This is a genomic window from Natronococcus sp. A-GB7 (assembly GCF_029688865.1).
GTDB lineage: Archaea > Halobacteriota > Halobacteria > Halobacteriales > Natrialbaceae > Natronococcus.
The window spans coordinates 146149-164284 of the sequence record NZ_JARUKV010000009.1 but is presented as its reverse complement, the minus strand read 5'-3'; the positions used below and the strand labels follow the sequence as shown (position 1 = coordinate 164284).

Sequence of the window (18136 nt, the reverse complement as noted above, 5' to 3'; positions counted from 1 at the left end):
TCCTGTATCGACTGTGGCGCCTGCGAGGTCGCCTGTCAGCGGACCTGGGACCTCCCGCCGGAGAGCGACCGCATCCAGGTCGTCGCGCTCGGTCACGGGACGGAGGAGGAGACGAACAAGCCGATGCAGTGTTACAACTGCGTCGAGGCACCCTGCGTCGAAGTCTGTCCGACCGACGCGTTGCGCATCCGCGACAGCGGCAGCGTCCGCGTCAAAGCCGACATGTGTATCGGTTGTCACTACTGCGGCGTCGGCTGTCCGTTCGGCGCCCCCCAGTACCCGGACGCCGAGGTTCCCGAGGCCGAGGAGGCCAATCCGATGGGCTCCCGGAGCGGTGGCCTGATGGACAAGTGTACGACCTGCGAGCCGCGCCAGGAGGAGGGGCTCGAGCCCGCCTGCTCCTCGGAGTGTCCGACCGACGCCTTGCTGTTTGGCACGCCCGAGCAGCTCTCCGAGAAGCTCGACGAGGACGGCGTTTCGACGCCGTTCAACGACGAGGCCGCCGAGATCGTCTTCGGCGAGGACGCGGACGAAATCATGGGGGACTGACCGCCGATGGCAACCGAAGTCACGTTCGATCTTCCGTACACCCAGTGGAACTGGCAGATCGGCGTCTACATCGCGATGATCGGGATCGCCAGCGGGGCGTACCTGATGGGGTACGTCGCCGACCTGCTGGCTTCGCGGCGGAACGCCCACGGACACGGTCAGGTCGCGAAGTACGGCTACCTGGTCGGACTGCTCGGGTTGGTGATCGGTCCGCCGATCCTGCTGTCACACCTCGCGACGCCGTTCCGGGCGATGCTGATCCCGCTGACGATGACGAACTTCGACTCGTGGATGACCATCGGCGCGTACCTGCTCGGCGGACTCGGGCTGGGAGCGTTCCTGATGTTCGCCTGGGTCGCGTTCGGCCGGAACCGGCCACACGCGCCCGATCGAGCCGACTCCGGCGCCGTCGCGGCCGACGGTGGAACCGAACGTGACGCCGCCAGAGCCGCGACAACCGACAGGACCGACGGACTGCGCGGCGTCGCCGACCGCGTCGGACTGCTCGACCTCGTCGACTCGATCGCCGACACCACTCGCCCCTCGGAGACGGTTCGGCTCGCGATCGGCGGCGTGTTCTCGATCGCCGCGGCCGGCGTCCTGGTCTACTCGGCGATGGCTTACGGCTCCGGAATGACCGAGCGGGTCGCGCTGTGGGACAAGACGTTCCTGCTCCCGGTCCAGATCTTCAGCGGCCTCGGCGTGGGACTGGCCGGAGCGGTCGGCCTGGCGGCGGTAGCTGGCCGAAAGCCTGGCCGCGCGATCCGTCAGTACTCGCTTGCGGTTGCCGGACTGCTGGCGGCGACGCTGGCGATGGTCATCGCGACGATCGTCCTGTTACCCGGGCAGATCCCCGCAGCTGAGCCAGGGATCAACAACCTGCTCACCACCTACGCCGTACCGTTCGTCGGTCTCGCCGTGATCGGCGGGCTGGTCGTGCCGATCCTGCTGTCGGTCGGCACGGTCGTCGGCCAGCGACGCGACGCGCTCTCGCCGACGGCGGCGACGGCGACGTACGCTACTGTTGCACTCCTCGCGGTCGTCGGCAAGATCGCGCTGGCGCTGAGTTACCTGCTCGCCGCCGAGTTCGAACCGCTCATCCTCCCGCTGTAGGCGGGATCGAGCCAACTGTTTTAACCCGATCTACACCCTCGTACCCAGTATGACACGGACGAACGATCCCACGAACGAGCTCGCGGATCTGTACGCGTTTCTCTCCGGCGTCCTCGCGGATCCACCCGACGAGACGGCCGTCGAACGGCTCAGTGCCGAGCAGCTTCCGCGACAGGCGTCACCGCAGGCGCTCGACACCGGCTACCAGCTGCTCGACAAGTGGCGGGCCAGGGTCGACGACCCCGAAGAGGAGGCGGCCGAGCTGAATCGAGTTCACACCCGACTGTTCGTCGGGCCGCGCCCGCGGATGCAGATCCACGAGTCCTGGTACGCCGACGACTACCTCGGCGAGCCGCTCGCGGCCGTCAAAAGCTCCTACCGCGACCTCGGCATTCGGCCGTCGACGGAGCTCCGCGAGGAAGCCGATCACGCCGCCGTCGAGCTGGCCGCCCTCGAGATCCTGGCCCGCGGAGGCAACGACGAGTACCGACGGGCGTTCCTCCAGGCCCACGGCTGGTGGCTGCGGGAGCTGGCCCGCGACATCCAGGAGATGACCGACAACCCCTTCTACGAGGGCGTCGGCTGGCTGCTCGAGGGAGTGTTCCAGGCCGACACCTACTTGCTCGGCCTCGACCCCGACGACCTCTCGCCGGGCTACGGGCAGCTCTCGACGAACGGCAAGTAGCACCGCTCTTTTCCGATCGACACCACGCGCCGCGACGCACAGAACAGTAGTCGACGCTACAGTCCCTCGAGGTCGAGTCGCTCGAGGGTTCGGTCGGTCGGGACGCCGTCGTCCCACCCCCGGCGCTCGTAGTACCGCTCGAGAGTCTCCTCGAAGCCGGCCGCGTCGATCGCCGCGCCGTCGTTGGGCCCGCCCTCGAGTGGCTCCGTGAGCCGCTGGGGAAGCGTGTCGTCCTCGCGGGTAAACCCCTCGCGGCAGTTGAAAAGGCGGATCAGCGTCCAGACGCGCTCGCCCACCAGACGGAGCTCCTCGGGGCTGTACTCGCGATCGACGGCTGCGAGCCAGTCCGCACCCAGCGTCGCCGAGAGGGCCTCGCCGAAGAAGTCGTCGGCGATCAGACTCCAGAGCACGGCCCGTCGGTCCTGCTCGGCGATCACTCTGTTCACGCGGTCGACGTCGCTCCAGTCGGTGCCGCCCAGCGCCTCGACCTCTACCGGCCGTGCGCGGCGGTGACAGGCGCCCCGATCGCTGGTCGCGTAGGCGAGCGCCATCGCGGACGCGCCGCGGGGGTCGTAGGCGGGCAGCGCCATCCCCTTCACCGAGGGGATCAGGTCGTCGCCGCCGTACTCGGTCGCGGCCGCGTCGACGCCGTCGGCCAGCGTCTCGCCGAGCGGGCTCGAGCGGTGGGCGATCTCCTCGATCAGTTCGCGGGCGCCGTCCTCGTCGCCGAACTCGAGGTCGCGGTCGATCAGCCCCTCCTGGCTCGCGCGGATCGCCCAGGCGACGGCGTTACCCCCCGAGATGACGTCGAGTGCGAGCCGATCGCAGACTGATCCCAGGGTGGCGACGGCGTCGAAGTCGTCGATCCCCAGACCCGCGCCCAGCGAGATTGGGGTTGACCCCCGCGGGACGCTCTCGCCGTCGTCGCTCTCGACCTGGAACCCGCCCGGAACCGGCTCGTCGGCTCGCTCGCGGTCGTGGGCGGCGTCGCGGACGGCTTCGATCCCGATCCCGTCGGCGCCGTCGAACCGGCCCTCCTGCCAGCCGCGAGTCGGCAGGACGCCGACCTCGTTCGCGAAGTCGAGCGTCTCGACGGTCTCGCTGGCGGCCTGCCAGCGGCCGGTGTCGTCGGTCGCGAACGCCTCCTCGTACCGCCGGTGGAGCTCGCGGAGGTCCGCGTCGAGTTCGGGCAGATCGCCGCGGGCGACCAGCGCCTTCAGCCGCTTTGCACCCATCACCGCGCCCGCGCCGCCCCGGCCGGCGTGGTGGTCGCCGCCGTCGGAGGCGATCGTCGCGTAGGAGACGCCGTTCTCGCCCGCAGGGCCGATGCAGGCGACCGCGGCCTCGCCCGCTCGCTCGTCGGTCTCGCGGGCGTCGAGCCCCCACCAGTCCTCGGCCGACGTGACCGAGACCTCGCCGCCGTCGATCTCGAGCCTGACGGGACGATCCGCCCGCCCGGTGACGAGGATCCCAACGTGGTCGCCCAGCGAGCCCGCGAGCCGACCGGCCATCGAGCCGCCCGCGTAGGAGTCGAGAAAGGCCCCGGTCAGCGGCGATTTGGTGACGACGACGGAGCGTTGCTCGCCGGGCAGGAGACCGGTCAGCGGACCGGTGAGAAACAACAGGACGTTGTCGTCGCCCAGCGGGTCCGTCCCCGGCTCGAGCTCCTCGTAGAGGTAGCGGGCGCCAAGTCCCTTCCCGCCGACGTACTTTCGGCGCCACGACTCCGGTACCGGTTCGGACGCGACGGACTCGGCCGCGAGATCGACGCGGACGAGAGTCTCCCCCGTTTCCATGCAGTCCCGTAATCGTAACCGCCGAGCGATAGTTAAAGCTCTCGGCTGCGAACGCCGCCGCTCGGACTCAGACGACGTCGACGACCCGATCCTCGAGCAACTGCGCGAGAACGACCCGGGGTACGTCCCGTCGCTCGTGGATCTCGCTGGCGATCTCGCGGGCCGTCTCCTCGAGTTCGGGCGTGTCGACCATGTTCGCGAGCGGGATCACCGTCGCGCCGTGGGGAACGTCCTTGCATCCGCCTCGGTCGCTCGCCACGACGGTCGCGACGTCGCCCGCCGTGATCCGGTCGCCGGGCTCGAGATCGGTGATCGCCGCGACCCGCTCGGGGCGGTGGACGTGCTCCTCGTCGAGTCGCTCGCCGACGATCTTCGCGCTCGCGATCGGGACGACGACGTCGGTCGCGGTCGGTAGCTGGGGCTCGTCGTCGTTCGGCGCCTTGAACCAGCGGGTGCGGGCGCCGTCGGCCTTGACGACCACCGACGTCTCCGGCCCGAGGTCGGCCACGAAGTCGTCGACCGTTTCGGGATCGTAGCCGAGGTAGCGGTCCGATCCCTCGCGGCCGGCGACGAGCCCGATCGGCCACGACTCGGCCGAGTCGATCGCCTCGAGCGGGCGATCCGTGACGATCACGTCCTCGACCTGCTCCTCGAACGGCGGGATACGAACGGTGGCGGTGACGACCGCGCGCTCGAGTTGGGCCGCGAGCGCGTACAGCGTCGACTTCTTGCCGCCCGCGCCGACGACGCAGGTGACGTTACCGCGAGCGGTCAGCGCCTCGGAAAGATCCATGTCGATACCGAAGCATCGGAGCGGTCGTACTTGTAGCTGCGTGTCCGACTAACGCGGCGCCGACGAGAGTTGCACCCGCCGGCTCGCGTCGGTCGTCTCGCTCACGCGATCAGCGAGGGTGCTCGAGTCCCTGCCGTCAGTCGTCGTCATCGTCATCGTCGTCGTCATCGTCCTCATCATCGTCATCATCGTCGTCGTCATCGTCCTCATCATCGTCATCATCGTCGTCATCGTCCTCATCGTCGTCGTCCGCTTCGTCCTCCTCGTCTTCCTCGTCGTCACCATCGTCGTCCGCCTCATCATCGTCGTCTTCGTCGTCAGTCGACGATTCGTTCCCGTCGGTTTCGTTGTCGGCCGTCTCGTTGCCGTCGGTTCCGTCGTCGGTCTCGTTGTCGTCGTCCTCGAGGTCGTCCCAGTCGAGTTCCTCCGTCTCGTCGTCGTCACCGCCTCCGTCGTCGTCATCGTCGTCGCCCCCTTCATCGTCCGCCTCGTCGTCCGAATCAGTGGCGTCGATCATCTCGGAGGGATCGTCCTCGAGCCCCGGCAGGTCCTCGGTCTCCGCGTCCGTCTCGGCGCTCGAGGTGTCGCCGCTGACCCCGAGTCCGAGGGTAACTCCGGCGATCGTCATCCCGAAGACGACGAGGACGGCGACCGTCGTAACGAGCAGCGCTCCGACGGATCCCCCGTCCGGCTCCCGGTCGTGCCCGCGCGTTCCCGACATCGTACCTCGACGTACGCACCCTGATCGGTATTGTTAAGCACCGCAAACCCTCGCTCGTCCGAGGCGTAACGATGGCGCCGATTGGTCGGCCCCGCGTCGTCGGTCGTAGGCGGCGACTACCCGAGGCGGTCGCCGGGTTCCGGGACCGAAACGACTACCGGGTCGCGTTCGTACCACCGACCCATGGGACGCTACGACATCGAACGCTACCTCAACGTTCGCAGCGCCTACGGGGCCTCCTTCGGTCCCGACGGCGAGCGGCTCTCCTTCCTGATGGACACGACCGGCACCGCACAGGTCTGGACGCTCGAGGGCCCCCGCGAGTGGCCCGAGCAGCGCACGTTCTACGACGAGCGGATCACCTTCGCCTCCTGGTCGCCCGAACGGCCCGAGCTGATCTTCGGGATGGACGAGGGCGGCAACGAGCGCGCCCAGCTCTACCGGCTCGACGCCGAGACGGGCGAGATCGAGAACCTGACCGCGATGCCCGACGCGAAACACCGCTGGGGCGGCTGGAGTCACGACGGCGACCGCTTCGCGTTCGCCTCGAACCGCCGCGACGAGTCCGTCTTCGATATCTACGTGCAAGGTCGCGACGAAACGGGCGAGGAAGCGGAGCTCGTCTACGAGGGCGACGGCTGGCTCTCGCTGGCGGGCTGGAGTCCCGACGACTCCCGACTGCTCGTCTCGCAGGCGTACTCCAACTTCGACCAGGACCTGTACGCCCTCGACCTCGAGACCGAGGCGCTCGAGCATCTCACGCCCCACGAGGGCGACGTCCGCTACCAGAGCGCCAGCTGGGCGCCAGACGGTGAGGGGATCTACCTCGTGACCGACGAGGGCGACGCCGACACGCTGTATCTGGCCTATCTCGACCTCGGGGGCGGGGCGCGGAGTGCCCCGGAGCTCGAAACGGTCGTCGCCGACGAGGAGTGGAACGTCGACGGGATCGCGCTGGACGACGAGACGGGCCGGTTCGTCTACTCGAAGAACGTCGAGGGGTACACTGACCTCACCGTCGGCGAGTTCGACGCCGACGAGCCGACCGCGTTCGAGACCTTTCCCGAACCGGATCTACCGGGCGGCGTCGCCGGCGGCGTGAGTTTCGATCCCGATGCCGAGCGCTTTGCCCTGTCGACGACCGGTGATACGGTCAACACGAACGCCTTCGTGGTCGACGTAGAGACCGGCGAGACCGAACGCTGGACCGCGGCGCCGACCGGCGGGATCCCGCCCGAGACGTTCGATGCGTCTGAGCTGGTCCACGTCGAGAGTTTCGACGGGCTGGAGGTGCCCGGCTTCCTCACGCTCCCCGGCGAGGACGAGGCGAGCGAGACCGAAACCGGCGAGGGTGTCCCCGTCATCGTCGACATCCACGGCGGTCCCGAGGGCCAGCGCCGGCCCTCCTTCTCGAGCGTCAAGCAGTACTTCCTCGACCGAGGGTACGCTTACTTCGAGCCCAACGTCCGCGGGTCGGCGGGGTACGGCGCCGACTACGCCGCGCTCGACGACGTCGAGAAGCGGATGGACTCCGTAGCCGACATCCGGGCCTGCGTCGAGTGGCTACAGGACCACGATGCGGTCGACCCCGATCGGATCGTCGCCAAGGGTGGCTCCTACGGCGGGTTCATGGTGCTCGCGTCGATGACCGAGTACCCCGAGCTGTGGGCCGCCGGGATCGACATCGTCGGCATCGCCAACTTCGTCACGTTCCTCGAGAATACCGGCGACTGGCGCCGCGAGCTACGGGAGGCCGAGTACGGCAGCCTCGCCGAGGACCGGGAGTTCCTCGAGGAGATCTCGCCGACCAACAACATCGAGCACATCGCGGCGCCGCTGTTCGTCCTCCACGGCGAGAACGATCCCCGGGTCCCGGTCGGGGAAGCCGAACAGATCGCCGAGCAGGCGGAAGCGCAGGGAGTTCCGGTCCGCAAGTTGATCTTCGAGGACGAGGGCCACGGCTTCTCGAAGCTCGAGAACCGCATCGAGGCCTACTCGGCGATCGCCGACTTTCTCGACGAGCACGTCTGAGGAGCACTCTCGCCCGCCGTTCCGACGGCCGCGGTTCTGCCAGCCGTGGTCCCCTCGAGCGCGACCGTTGGCATCCGCTCCGAACGGGTCGAACTCGACGTGACCCGGACATCGGTGTGGGCCTCGGCTCCGAGGTACTGACCTCGGTCGACCTCTCGAGACACCGAACACACACTCGAGAGTGACATTCAGGACTGCGATTCCACCGACGTTTTTAGCGTCCGATCTGTAGGAGCGCCCATGCAGTGGCGGCGAGCTGTCGCCGGACTCGTCGTTGCAGTCGGCGTCGTGGGACTGTTCGTCTCCGGGGTCGGCTGGAACGAGGTGCTCGAACACGTCCGAGCGGCGCATCCAGCCGCGCTCGCGGCCGCCCTCGTCGCGGGCCTCGGGATGCTCGCGCTCCGCGGCGCGCTGGTCAAACGACTGCTCGCGCCGATCGACGGCGCGGCGGGCGGAACGACGTTCGCGACGGCGTACCTCTCGGGTTACTTCGCCCGCAGCGCCCTCCCGTGGGGGCGCTCGACCGGGACCCCGGTCATGGCCTACCTGCTCGCGAGGGACTCCGACTCGGAGTTCGAGGACAACCTCGCGGTCGTCGCCGCCGCGGAGGGGTTCAACCTCGTCGGCAGCCTGGTGCTCGCCGGGATCGGCGTGGCGATCTTCGCCACCGTCGGCGGCGGGTCGATCGATACCGTCATTGGCAGCCTCGCGGTCGCTGGCGGCGGCGGATTGCTCACCGCCGGCGCCCTGATCGTCGTGTTCAACCGCGGCGTCGCACGCCGGGTCTCGTTCGGTTTCGCGGCCCGCTGCGAGACCGCCGTCGGCTCCCTCCCGCGGCTGCCGTCCATCGAGGGGCGTCTCACGGGTCGCATCGACGGTTTCTTCGGGACCCTCGAGGCGATCCAGGCTTCCCGACGAACGCTCGTCGTAGCGTTCGGGATCGCGGTCGCGAGCTGGGTTCTCAACGCCTTACCCCTCTACTTCGGGCTGCTCGCGCTCGGCGTCGACGTCCCGCTCGCGCTGGTGCTCGTCTGTGCGCCGCTGGCCTCCTTCGGCGGAATCGTTCCCCTCCCCGGCGGTAGCGGTGGGATCGAGGTCGTCCTGGCGAGCCTGCTCGTCGCAACCGCCGGCGTTCCGGCCGACGTCGCGACCGCCGCCGCGATCCTCTATCGGCTGACGACCTACTGGGCACACTTTGCGATCAGCGGCTGCGTGGCCGTGCTGGTCTCGGTGTTCGGGACGAAGCCCGCGCTACCGATCGACCGCGGCCTCTAGTCGATGACGCCCGTTTTCGTCGCGACCTCGCGGGCTGCCCGCTCGTTTATTCCGTTGCCAAGAATGGTGTAGCGGTCCCGGATCGCGTGGCAGGTCGTCAACGCTTCCACTACCGTCTCGTCGTCGATACCGAGTTCAGCCGCGGTCGTCGGCGCGTCGATACTCGCGAGCGCCGAACGGATGTCCTGCCAGATCCCGCGCTCGCCACCGTGGAGGTAGGCCGTCATGATCGAGCCGACGCCGACCTGGTGGCCGTGCAGGGCCGTTCCGGGCTCGAGCCGATCGAGCTGGTGGGAAAAGAGGTGTTCGGCGCCGCTTGCGGGTCTCGAGGAGCCGGCGATGCTCATCGCGACGCCCGAGGACATCAGCGCCTTGGTGACGATCCAGGCCGACTCCTCGAGGCCGGGTCGGACGTGGTCGGCGTTGTCGACGAGGATCTCGGCGGTCATCTCCGAGAGCGCGGCGGCGTACTCCGAGTACTCGACGTTCTGGAGCCGGCGGGCGAGTCGCCAGTCCATGACGGCGGTGTAGTTCGAGATGATGTCGGCACAGCCCGCGGTCGTCAGCTCCCAGGGGGCCTCCGCGAGGACGCCCGTGTCGGCGATCACGGCGAGCGGCGGCTCGGCGGCGACGCTGTGGCGGGTGTCGCCGTCGGGTACCGAGCCGCGGTTGCTGACGATCCCGTCGTGGCTGGCCGCGGTCGGCACCGAGAGAAACCCCATCTCGAGGTGTTCGCTGGCCATCTTCGCGATGTCGATGGCCTTCCCGCCGCCGATGCCGACGAGGTAGGAGACCTCCTCGGCCTCGGCGGTCTCGATCACGTCCTCGACGGCGTCGAACGACGCGGACTCGACGGTGACGACCGCCGGTTCGACTCCGATGGCCTCGAAGTCGGCCACGATCGGTTCCGCCGCGACCCGACGCGGCGTCGGGCTGGTCACGAACAGCGGCCGTCCCTGCAGGTGGAGTTCGTCCACGGCGTCGACGACGTCCGACAGCACGTCGTGGCCGACGATGACGTTCCGCGGAAGGCGAATCCACGTCGACTTCTCGAACATACGGTAGCTGAGTCACCACCGGGATATACGTGTTGTTGCTCGCCGACACGACCGCCGACGGGCGCTCGAGGAGCGGTCGGCAGTCAGAAGGTGTCGAGAATCCCCAGCACGCGCTCCTCGCTCTCGCGGTCGGGCTCGTGTTCGCTCCCGTCGCGGTCGCTCTCGAGGTGGTCCGCGACCGAGCGGGCCATCGCCTCGTCGATCGGCGTCGGCTCCCAGCCCAGGGCCGCGAGTTTGGCGGTCGAGAGGATATGAGGGTACTCCCGGTAGAGGACGTAGTCGTCGGGCTCGATGGAGCCCGCTTCGAGTTCGCGGGGGCCGGCGGTGACGACGTCGACCGTAGTGTCCAACTGCTCGGCGATCAACTCGACCATCTCCTCGAGCGTGGCGAGCCGTCGGTCGCCGACGTTGTAGGCTTCGCCCGCCTCGCCGCGCTCGGCGACGATCCGCAGGGCGCTGGCCACGTCCTCGACGTACGCGCGGTGCCAGACGTTCGTCCCGTCGCCGGGGACGACGACCCGGTCGAAACGGTTGACGCGGTCGATCCAGAAATCGAGTCGTTCGGTGTAGTCGTGGGGGCCATACACGATACAGGGTCTGACGGACATGGCCCGGACCCCGCGCTCTGCGGCGGCGAACACCGCTCGATCGCCCTCGGCCTTGCGCGGGCCGTAGGTCGCGCCGGAGTCGTCGACGGCCTGCTCCGGACTGCAGTCCGCCAGCGGCGTTTCGTCCTCCCGCTTGGGGATCTCCTCGCGACCGTAGGCCGCGCCGCTCGAGACGAAGACGTACGCCTCGCAGTCGTCGAAGATCCGGGTCGCCGCCTGGACGTCCTTCGGGTAGTAGGCGACGCAGTCGAAGACGGCGTCGGGATCGACCTCGAGTGCGGCCGCCTCGAGCGCCGAGTCGTTCGTTCGATCGCCCTCGATCCGACGGACGCGGTCGTCGTCGGCGAAGGGGTTCTCGTGACTTCCACGGTTGAGGATCGTTACGTCGTAACCGTGCTCGAGCAGTTCCTCGACGAGGTGGCGGCCGATGAAGCGCGTGCCGCCGATAACGAGTGCGTCGTCCATGATCGACGGTCGTCGCTTCGGGGGAAAACGGTGACGGACGCGGTCGTCGTCGGTACCGTGTGAGTCACATGCAAGCGAGCGCGCGCCCCGGCCTTATCCGACTCATCGGCCAACCCCCGTCCGAAGCGCGACCGTCAGCAAGCGTCCGCGAGCCACCCTATTCGACTATGACAGACCGAACCGACGACCGAGGACAGGACCGCGATCGAGGGACAGAGGACGAAACCGACGCCGACGACGAGCTCGGGGAGCCCGAACGGCAGGAACGCACGGCCCAGCGCGATTCCGCGAGCGACGAGCGACCCGACCGCGATCCCGCCAAGGGCGACGCGAACCGTCAGCGACCCGGGGGCAGCGAGTCGGGACGCCAGCACCGCTCCGAGCAAGGGGGACTCGAGGGTACCGACGACGGAACTCCCGACGCGACGGAGACCGCTGCGACCCCCGGCGCTGCGGGCGACGAGACCGGCCAGGAGCCGACCCGCGAAGCCGAGGTGACCGACGACGAGGACGAGGACGAAGACGAGGATCCAGTCCCCGACGCCGAGACGGGAGACCGATCCGGCGGCGGACTCGAGCACGACCAGGACCGACTCCGCGACGAGTCGGGCGGCTGGACCGAGGACGAGGACGACGGCGACCGCGAGCGGTAGGGATCGCCGTCGTTTTCCTGGCACACCGGGTAGCGATCGGTATGAGCGGAACCTACGTCCTGGCGATCGACGTCGAACGACCGCTCTCGCTCGAGGTCGGCGCGCTCGGCGAGTGCGAGTTCGCGGCCGAGACGTACGCCTACGTCGGCAGCGCCTTCGGCCCCGGCGGGTTCGCGCGGCTCGACCGCCACCGCGAACTGGCCCGAGGGGAGCGCGACGTTCGCCACTGGCACGTCGACTACCTGCTGGGCAGCGAGGCGGCGAGCCTCGAGGCGACCGTCAGATTCCCCGACGCCGACCGGGAGTGCGACCTCGCCGCCTCGCTCCCCGGGAAGGCGGTTCCCGACTTCGGATCCTCGGACTGTGACTGCGGGTCCCACCTGCTCGAGACGCCCGGTCTCGAGACGCTGCTCGAGGCGGCCGACGACGCTGGCGGGGTCCTCGGGATCCGGCCCGAAGGCGACTAGACGTTATACGGATCGGCCGCGAACCCGAGGGCATGTCCGAGACGGACGTCGACCCCGAACTACGCGACGATGCGATGGACCGATTTCCGGTACCCGATTACGAGGAGCTCCCCGGAGACCTGCAAGAGCGGATCGACGAGGAGACCGACCGAGCCGGCTTCACGCCGAACGTGTTCTCCGCACTGGCGTACAAACCGTCGCACTTCCGAGCCTTCTTCGACTACCACGACGCCTTAGTCGAGGACACCGCCCTCGAGCGCGAGGAGATCGAGATGATCGTGGTCGCCGTCTCCGGCGTCAACCACTGCTACTACTGCAACGTCGCCCACGGCGCGCTCGTGCGGATCTACGCCGACGATCCGTTGCTCGCCGACCAGCTGGTCGCGAACTACCGCACTGCCGACATCAACGACGCTCATCGAACCATGTTGGACGTCGCCGTGAAACTCACCGAGCGCCCGACCGAGCTCGAGGAGGCCGATCTCGAGGCGCTGCGCGAGGCCGGTTTCAGCGAGGAGGCGCTGTGGGACATCGCCTCGGTGACGGCCTTCTACAACCTGAGCAACCGGCTGGCGATGTTCGCCGGAATGCGTCCCAACGAGGAGTTCCACACGCTGGGGCGGTAGCAGTCGGTTGCCGATCTCTGTCTCGCCGCACGACGATGGGCCAAGACGGCGAGCGCTCGGGCTCACGATCGGAACCCCCTTGTAGAATGATACGAAAGGCGAAGGCGACGTGGACCTCGTCCCGACTCGACTCGAGCGGATCGCGGCGGTGGTCGCGGTCCTCGCCGCGCTACTGTTGGTGCCCGCCGCAGCGCTCGGTTCCGGGATCACCGTCGTCGTGTTGCTGTTCGTCGCGTTCACCTGCGGAACGGTCGCGAGAGCACGTACCGGTCTCGACGGCCTGCTGACGTTCGGGCTCCGATCGGTTCCCGAGGACGACCCCCGCGCCGAACGGTACCGCGAGCGCCGGGAGCGCGAGGACGACCGGATTCGGGAGGCAGTTTCGTTCGACTACGATCCGCACCTCGATCGACTGCTGGCGATCGGACTGGCGCTTCTCGGGATCGGCGCGCTGGCGGCACTCGCCGTCGGACCCGTGGACGACCCGCGGCTGTTGCTGGTCGCCCTGGTCGCCCTCAACGCCGCGCTGATCGGCTACGCGGCGTCGTACGTGGGCTCCGACTCCGACGACTGAAAACGAGAGCTCGGGCGTTAGTCGTCGCTCGCGGCGAACTCCGTCGACTCGGCGTCGGCGGGCGTCTCGGGCGCGCCCGGCAGTTCGCTGCGGACGTCGTCGCTGCCCTGCTCGGTGATCGCCTCGTGGTAGGCCTCGGGCATCACCTTCACGAACGACTCGAGGGCGCGCTCCCAGTTCGCGAGCAGCTCGCGGCCCCGTTCGGAGCCGGTGTAGGCGACGTGGTTCTCGACGAGTCGGCGCAGCATCTCGACGTCGCGCTCCTCGAGGTCGTCGTGCAGCGAGACCATGCCGGTGTTGGCGCGGTCGGCGAAGTCGGTGTCGGGGTCGTAGACGTAGGCGACGCCGCCGGACATGCCGGCCGCGAAGTTCTTGCCCGTCTCGCCGAGCACGGCGACGACGCCCCCGGTCATGTACTCGCAGCCGTGGTCGCCGACACCCTCGACGACGGCCTTCGCTCCGGAGTTACGGACGGCGAAGCGCTCGCCGGCGACCCCGTTGACGTACAGCTGGCCGTCGGTCGCGCCGTACAGTGCGACGTTGCCGATCGCGACGTTCTCGGTCGGATCGTAGCTCGCGGTTTCGGGCGTCCGGACGGTGAGCTTCCCGCCCGAGAGCCCCTTGCCGACGTAGTCGTTGGAGCTCCCCTCGAGGTGCATCGAGACGCCGCTGGCGAGGAACGCGCCGAAGCTCTGACCGGCGGTCCCCTCGAGGTCGACGGTGACAGTGTCCTCGGGCAGGCCGGGCTCGCCGTAGCGGTCGGTGATGCGGTTCGAGAGCATCGCGCCGACCGCGCGGTCGACGTTGGTCACGTCGGCCGCGAGCGTGACCGGTGACTGGTCCTCGATCGCGTCGCTCGCGGCGTCGATGAGTTCGCGGTCGAGCTGGTCGTCGAGCTCGTGGTCCTGCTCGCGGATCTTGTGACGGACGTCGCCTGCGGGCTCGGCCAGCACGGCCGAGAGATCGACGTTGCGGGCCTTCGGGTGATCGACGTCCGTGCGCTGCTCTAAGACCTCGACGCGGCCGATCATCTCGTCGACGGTCTCGAAGCCGAGTTCGGCCATGATCTCCCGGAGCTCCTGGGCGATGAACGTCATGTAGTTGATGACGTGCTCGGGCTCGCCGGGGAACCGCTTTCGGAGGTCCTCGCGCTGGGTCGCGACGCCGACGGGACAGGTGTTCTTGTGACACTGTCGGGCCATCACGCAGCCCGAGGTGACCAGCGGGGCGGTCCCGAAGACGTACTCCTCCGCACCAAGGAGCGCGGCGACGGCGACGTCCCGACCGGTCTTCATTCCGCCGTCGGCCGAGACCCGAATCCGATCGCGAAGTCCCGTCTGGCGGAGCATCTGATTTGCCTCGGCGAGACCGAGCTCCCAGGGGAGGCCGGCGCTCTTGATCGACGTGCGGGGCGAGGCGCCGGTGCCGCCGGAGTGACCCGAGATGTGGACCACGTCGGCGTTGGCCTTCGCGACGCCGGCTGCGACGGTTCCGATCCCCGCTTCCGAGACGAGCTTGACGTTGATGTCCGCGTTCTCGTTGGCGGCCTTGAGATCGAAGATCAGCTGTTTGAGGTCCTCGATCGAGTAGATGTCGTGCAGCGGCGGGGGCGAGATCAGTCCGACGCCCGGCGTGGACTTGCGGACGTGGGCGATCATCTCGTTTACCTTCTCACCCGGGAGGTGGCCGCCCTCGCCGGGCTTGCTCCCCTGGGCCATCTTGATCTGGAGCTCGTCGGCGTTCGAGAGATAGGTCGAGGTGACGCCGAACCGGCCGGAGGCCACCTGCTTGACGTTGCATTCGCGCTCGGTGTTGAACCGTTCGGGCGGTTCGCCGCCCTCCCCCGAGTTGCTCTTGGCGCCGATGCGGTTCATCGCGATCGAGTTGTTCTCGTGGGCCTCCGGCGACAGCGAGCCGAGACTCATCGCTGCCGTCGAGAACCGCTGGACAACGTCGGCGATCGGCTCGACGTCCTCGACCGGGATCGACTCCCGATCGGAGTCGAACTCGAGCAGGCCCCGCAGCGTCTGGAGGTTCTGCTGTTGGTCGTTGATCTGGGCGGCGAACTCCTGGTAGCGCTCGTAGTCATTCGCTCGGACCGACTGCTGGAGCGCGCCGACGGTGTCGGGGTTCCACTGGTGATGAATTCCGCTCGAGCGGTGTTCGAACTCGCCGTGGCGGTCGAGCTTCGAGTCCTCGGCGCCGAACGCCGCCTCGTGTCGCTCGCGGACGTCGGCCTCGAGTTCGGCGAGCCCGACGCCCTCGGTTCGGTTCTCGGTTCCCTCGAAGTACTCCTCGACGAGACCACCGTTGAGGCCGACGGCCTCGAAGATCTGGGCGCCCTGGTAGCTCTCGACCGTCGAGATCCCCATCTTGGCCATGATCTTCAACAGCCCGTCCTCGACGGCGTCGACGTAGGCGTCGATCGCGAGTTCGGTCTCGGCGCCGTCGGGGCCGGCGGTGATGTCCGCGATCGTCTGGTAGGCCAGGTACGGGTTGACCGCGCCCGCGCCGTACCCGACCAGCGTCGCGAAGTGGTGGACGGTTCGGGGGTCGGCGGACTCGACGACGAGGCCGACGTGGTTGCGAAGCCCGTTGCGAACGAGGTGGTGGTGGACGCCACCGGTCGCCAGCAGGCTCGGGATCGCCGCGCGGTCGGCGTCGACGCCCCGATCCGAGAGGATCAGCACGTCGTGGCCGGCCTCGATGGCCTCGATGGCGTCCTCGCGGACGCGCTCGATCGCGGCTTCGAGATCCGCGCCCGGCTCGTCGCTCTCGAGCTCGTAGGTGATGTCGATCGTCGCGGCCGTGATGTCGTTGGCCGAGCAGTCGCGGATCGACTCGAGTTCGGCGTCCGTGAGGATCGGCGAGTCGAGCACGAGCTGGCGGGCGTGTTCGGGCGACTCCTCGAGGAGGTTGCGCTGGTAGCCCAGCCGGCTCTCCATTGAGGTGACCAGCTCCTCGCGGATGTAGTCAAGCGGCGGGTTCGTCACCTGCGCGAACAGCTGTTTGAAGTACGTGAACAGGGGACGGTTGAACTCCGTCAGAACGGACAGCGGCGTGTCGTCGCCCATCGAGCCGACGGGGTCTTTCCCCTTCTGGGTCATCGGCTCGATCATGTTCTCGAGTTCGTCGTGCGTGTAGCCGAAGGCGGCCTGCTGGTCGCGAAGCGCCGAAACGGGATCTCGAGGCGAGCTGTCGCCGGTCGAGACGATATCGTCGAGGCCGACCTGTTCCCGCTCGACCCACTCGCCGTAGCGGTCGTCGGTCAGGTCCTCGAAGACCTCGTCGTCAGGGATGACCCGGCCTTCCTCGGGATCGGCGAGAAACAGCTGGCCGGGCTGGAGGCGACCGCGCTCGGCGATCTCCGAGGGATCGGTCTCGAGCGCGCCGGCCTCGCTGGCCATGATCAGCCGGTTGTCGGTCGTCACGTCGTACCGACACGGCCGTAATCCGTTGCGATCGAGGACGGCGCCGACGCGCTCGCCGTCGGTGGCGGCGACCAGCGCGGGACCGTCCCACGGCTCGACCAGCGAGGCGTGGAAGTCGTACCAGTCCTTGCGGCCCTGATCCATCGCGTCGTCGCCGCGCCAGGCCTCGGGGACGAGCATCCGCAGCGCGTGCTCGAGGTCGCGACCGTCCTGCATCAGCAGTTCGAGGGCGTTGTCGACGCTCGCGGTATCGGACTGGTCGGGGTCGTCGATGATCGGCTTGACCGCCTCGAGGTCTTCTAGCACGTCGCTCTCGAGGTCCGTCTCACGGGCTCGCATCCAGTTGATGTTCCCTCTGATGGTGTTGAACTCGCCGTTGTGGATGATGTTGCGGTAGGGATGGGCGAGATGCCAGGCCCCGAGCGTGTTCGTCGAGAACCGCTCGTGAACCATCGCGAACGTCGACCCCATGCGCTCGTCGGTCAGATCCTCGTAGTAGGAAGCGACCTGCTCGCCCTTGAGCAGGCCCTTGTAGACGATCGTCTTCGAGTCGAGCGAGCAGACGTAGAACCGTTCCTTGTTCTCGACGTCGGCGTTCGCAACCGCGTTCTCGAGTGCTCGCCGGGCGACGTAGAGCCGGCGGTCGAACGTCTCGCCGGAGACGTCGTCCGCGGGTGCGACGGCAACCTGCCAGACGTCGGGTTCGGAGTCGAGGGCGGTCGCACCGAGGTCGGCGTTGTCGGTGGGGACGTCGCGCCACTCGAGGGTCTCGAGGTCGTAGTCGGCGAGAGTGCCCTCGACGATGTCGGCGAGTTCCTCGCGAGCCGTGTCGTCGGTCGGGAAGAAGAGCGAACCGACGGCGTAGGTGTTCGGGAGATCGGCGTCGAGAGCGTCGGCGAAGAAGGCATCGGGTCGCTGGAGCATGATGCCGGCGCCGTCGCCGGTGTCCTTCTCGGCGCCGGTCGTTCCGCGGTGCTCGAGGTTGACCAGCAGTTCGAGTCCGTCCGCGACGACGTCGTGTCCACCCTCGCCGTCGAGATCCATGACGACGCCGACACCGCAGTTCGATCGTTCGTCCGCCGGATCGGCGAGCCCCGAAGAACGATCGGTGTTCGAAGTGTGTGGCTGTGACATACCCCCTCCTTTGGAGATCTCCCATAAGAGGCTACCCCATAATGGCTAAGTGTATTATATACACATATGAGGAGGTATAAGGTCTAATTGGATAATTTATACTGTGGTTTCGGCAGGAGTTCGGGTGTCCGCCGATCCCTACCCGGGGCTGATCGGC

At 68.2% G+C, this 18136-nt stretch carries 15 protein-coding genes; 9 read left to right on the top strand and 6 right to left on the bottom strand.

What is annotated here, in order from left to right; all coding sequences use genetic code 11:
- From QA609_RS10405 to QA609_RS10395, 3 genes are all read left to right on the top strand, one after another.
- On the top strand, window positions 1-549 hold a 549-nt coding region (locus tag QA609_RS10405; protein WP_278302541.1), incomplete at its 5' end, for a 4Fe-4S dicluster domain-containing protein.
- 6 nt (window positions 550-555) lie between these two features.
- The gene (locus QA609_RS10400) at window positions 556-1662 is read left to right on the top strand and encodes a dehydrogenase (RefSeq protein ID WP_278302540.1); all 1107 of its coding nucleotides are present in this window, start codon (window positions 556-558) and stop codon (window positions 1660-1662) included.
- A gap of 49 nt (window positions 1663-1711) precedes the next feature.
- Window positions 1712-2347 (top strand): molecular chaperone TorD family protein, encoded by a 636-nt coding sequence (locus QA609_RS10395; RefSeq protein ID WP_278302539.1) that lies wholly within the window; start codon window positions 1712-1714, stop codon window positions 2345-2347.
- Window positions 2348-2403: 56 nt separating this feature from the next.
- Here the strand turns inward: QA609_RS10395 and QA609_RS10390 are convergent, their stop codons facing one another.
- From QA609_RS10390 to QA609_RS10380, 3 genes are all read right to left on the bottom strand, one after another.
- Entirely contained in the window at window positions 2404-4143 is a 1740-nt protein-coding gene (locus QA609_RS10390) for an aldehyde ferredoxin oxidoreductase C-terminal domain-containing protein (RefSeq protein WP_278302538.1), read from the bottom strand.
- Between the two features lie 67 nt (window positions 4144-4210).
- Window positions 4211-4936: a selenium cofactor biosynthesis protein YqeC gene (yqeC, locus tag QA609_RS10385; RefSeq protein WP_278302537.1), complete on the bottom strand. Its 726-nt coding sequence runs from the start codon at window positions 4934-4936 to the stop codon at window positions 4211-4213.
- Between the two features lie 136 nt (window positions 4937-5072).
- Window positions 5073-5657, bottom strand: coding sequence for a hypothetical protein (locus QA609_RS10380; protein WP_278302536.1), 585 nt, complete (start codon window positions 5655-5657; stop codon window positions 5073-5075).
- A 183-nt stretch (window positions 5658-5840) separates the two neighbouring features.
- On the opposite strand from QA609_RS10380, the gene QA609_RS10375 reads away from it, so the two are divergent.
- Together QA609_RS10375 and QA609_RS10370 are read left to right on the top strand one after the other, a co-directional pair.
- Window positions 5841-7688, top strand: a complete 1848-nt coding sequence (locus tag QA609_RS10375) for a S9 family peptidase (RefSeq protein ID WP_278302535.1) — start codon at window positions 5841-5843, stop codon at window positions 7686-7688.
- 240 nt (window positions 7689-7928) lie between these two features.
- Window positions 7929-8963: a flippase-like domain-containing protein gene (locus tag QA609_RS10370; RefSeq protein ID WP_278302534.1), complete on the top strand. Its 1035-nt coding sequence runs from the start codon at window positions 7929-7931 to the stop codon at window positions 8961-8963.
- On the opposite strand, the gene QA609_RS10365 is transcribed toward QA609_RS10370, so the two are convergent.
- Both QA609_RS10365 and QA609_RS10360 read right to left on the bottom strand, forming a co-directional pair.
- Window positions 8960-10021, bottom strand: a complete 1062-nt coding sequence (locus QA609_RS10365; RefSeq protein ID WP_278302533.1) for an NAD(P)-dependent glycerol-1-phosphate dehydrogenase — start codon at window positions 10019-10021, stop codon at window positions 8960-8962. The genes QA609_RS10370 and QA609_RS10365 overlap by 4 nt on opposite strands.
- Window positions 10022-10104: 83 nt before the next feature.
- A complete protein-coding gene (locus QA609_RS10360; RefSeq protein ID WP_278302532.1) occupies window positions 10105-11094 on the bottom strand; it encodes an NAD-dependent epimerase/dehydratase family protein in 990 nt (329 codons plus the stop codon).
- A gap of 167 nt (window positions 11095-11261) precedes the next feature.
- Here QA609_RS10360 and QA609_RS10355 point away from each other — a divergent pair, with 167 nt between their 5' ends.
- The 4 genes from QA609_RS10355 (at window position 11262) to QA609_RS10340 (ending at window position 13414) form a co-directional block, all read left to right on the top strand.
- Window positions 11262-11747 carry a hypothetical protein gene (locus QA609_RS10355; protein WP_278302531.1) on the top strand — a complete coding sequence of 162 codons (486 nt, stop codon included), beginning with the start codon at window positions 11262-11264 and terminating at the stop codon, window positions 11745-11747.
- A 41-nt stretch (window positions 11748-11788) separates the two neighbouring features.
- Window positions 11789-12214 carry a GIY-YIG nuclease family protein gene (locus tag QA609_RS10350; protein ID WP_278302530.1) on the top strand — a complete coding sequence of 142 codons (426 nt, stop codon included), beginning with the start codon at window positions 11789-11791 and terminating at the stop codon, window positions 12212-12214.
- 32 nt (window positions 12215-12246) lie between these two features.
- On the top strand, window positions 12247-12840 hold the full coding sequence (locus QA609_RS10345; RefSeq protein ID WP_278302529.1) for a peroxidase-related enzyme: 594 nt from the start codon (window positions 12247-12249) through the stop codon (window positions 12838-12840).
- Between the two features lie 109 nt (window positions 12841-12949).
- Window positions 12950-13414 (top strand): hypothetical protein, encoded by a 465-nt coding sequence (locus QA609_RS10340; protein WP_278302528.1) that lies wholly within the window; start codon window positions 12950-12952, stop codon window positions 13412-13414.
- Between the two features lie 17 nt (window positions 13415-13431).
- On the opposite strand, the gene gltB is transcribed toward QA609_RS10340, so the two are convergent.
- Window positions 13432-17979 carry a glutamate synthase large subunit gene (gene gltB, locus QA609_RS10335; RefSeq protein WP_278302527.1) on the bottom strand — a complete coding sequence of 1516 codons (4548 nt, stop codon included), beginning with the start codon at window positions 17977-17979 and terminating at the stop codon, window positions 13432-13434.
- Window positions 17980-18136 lie beyond the last annotated feature (157 nt).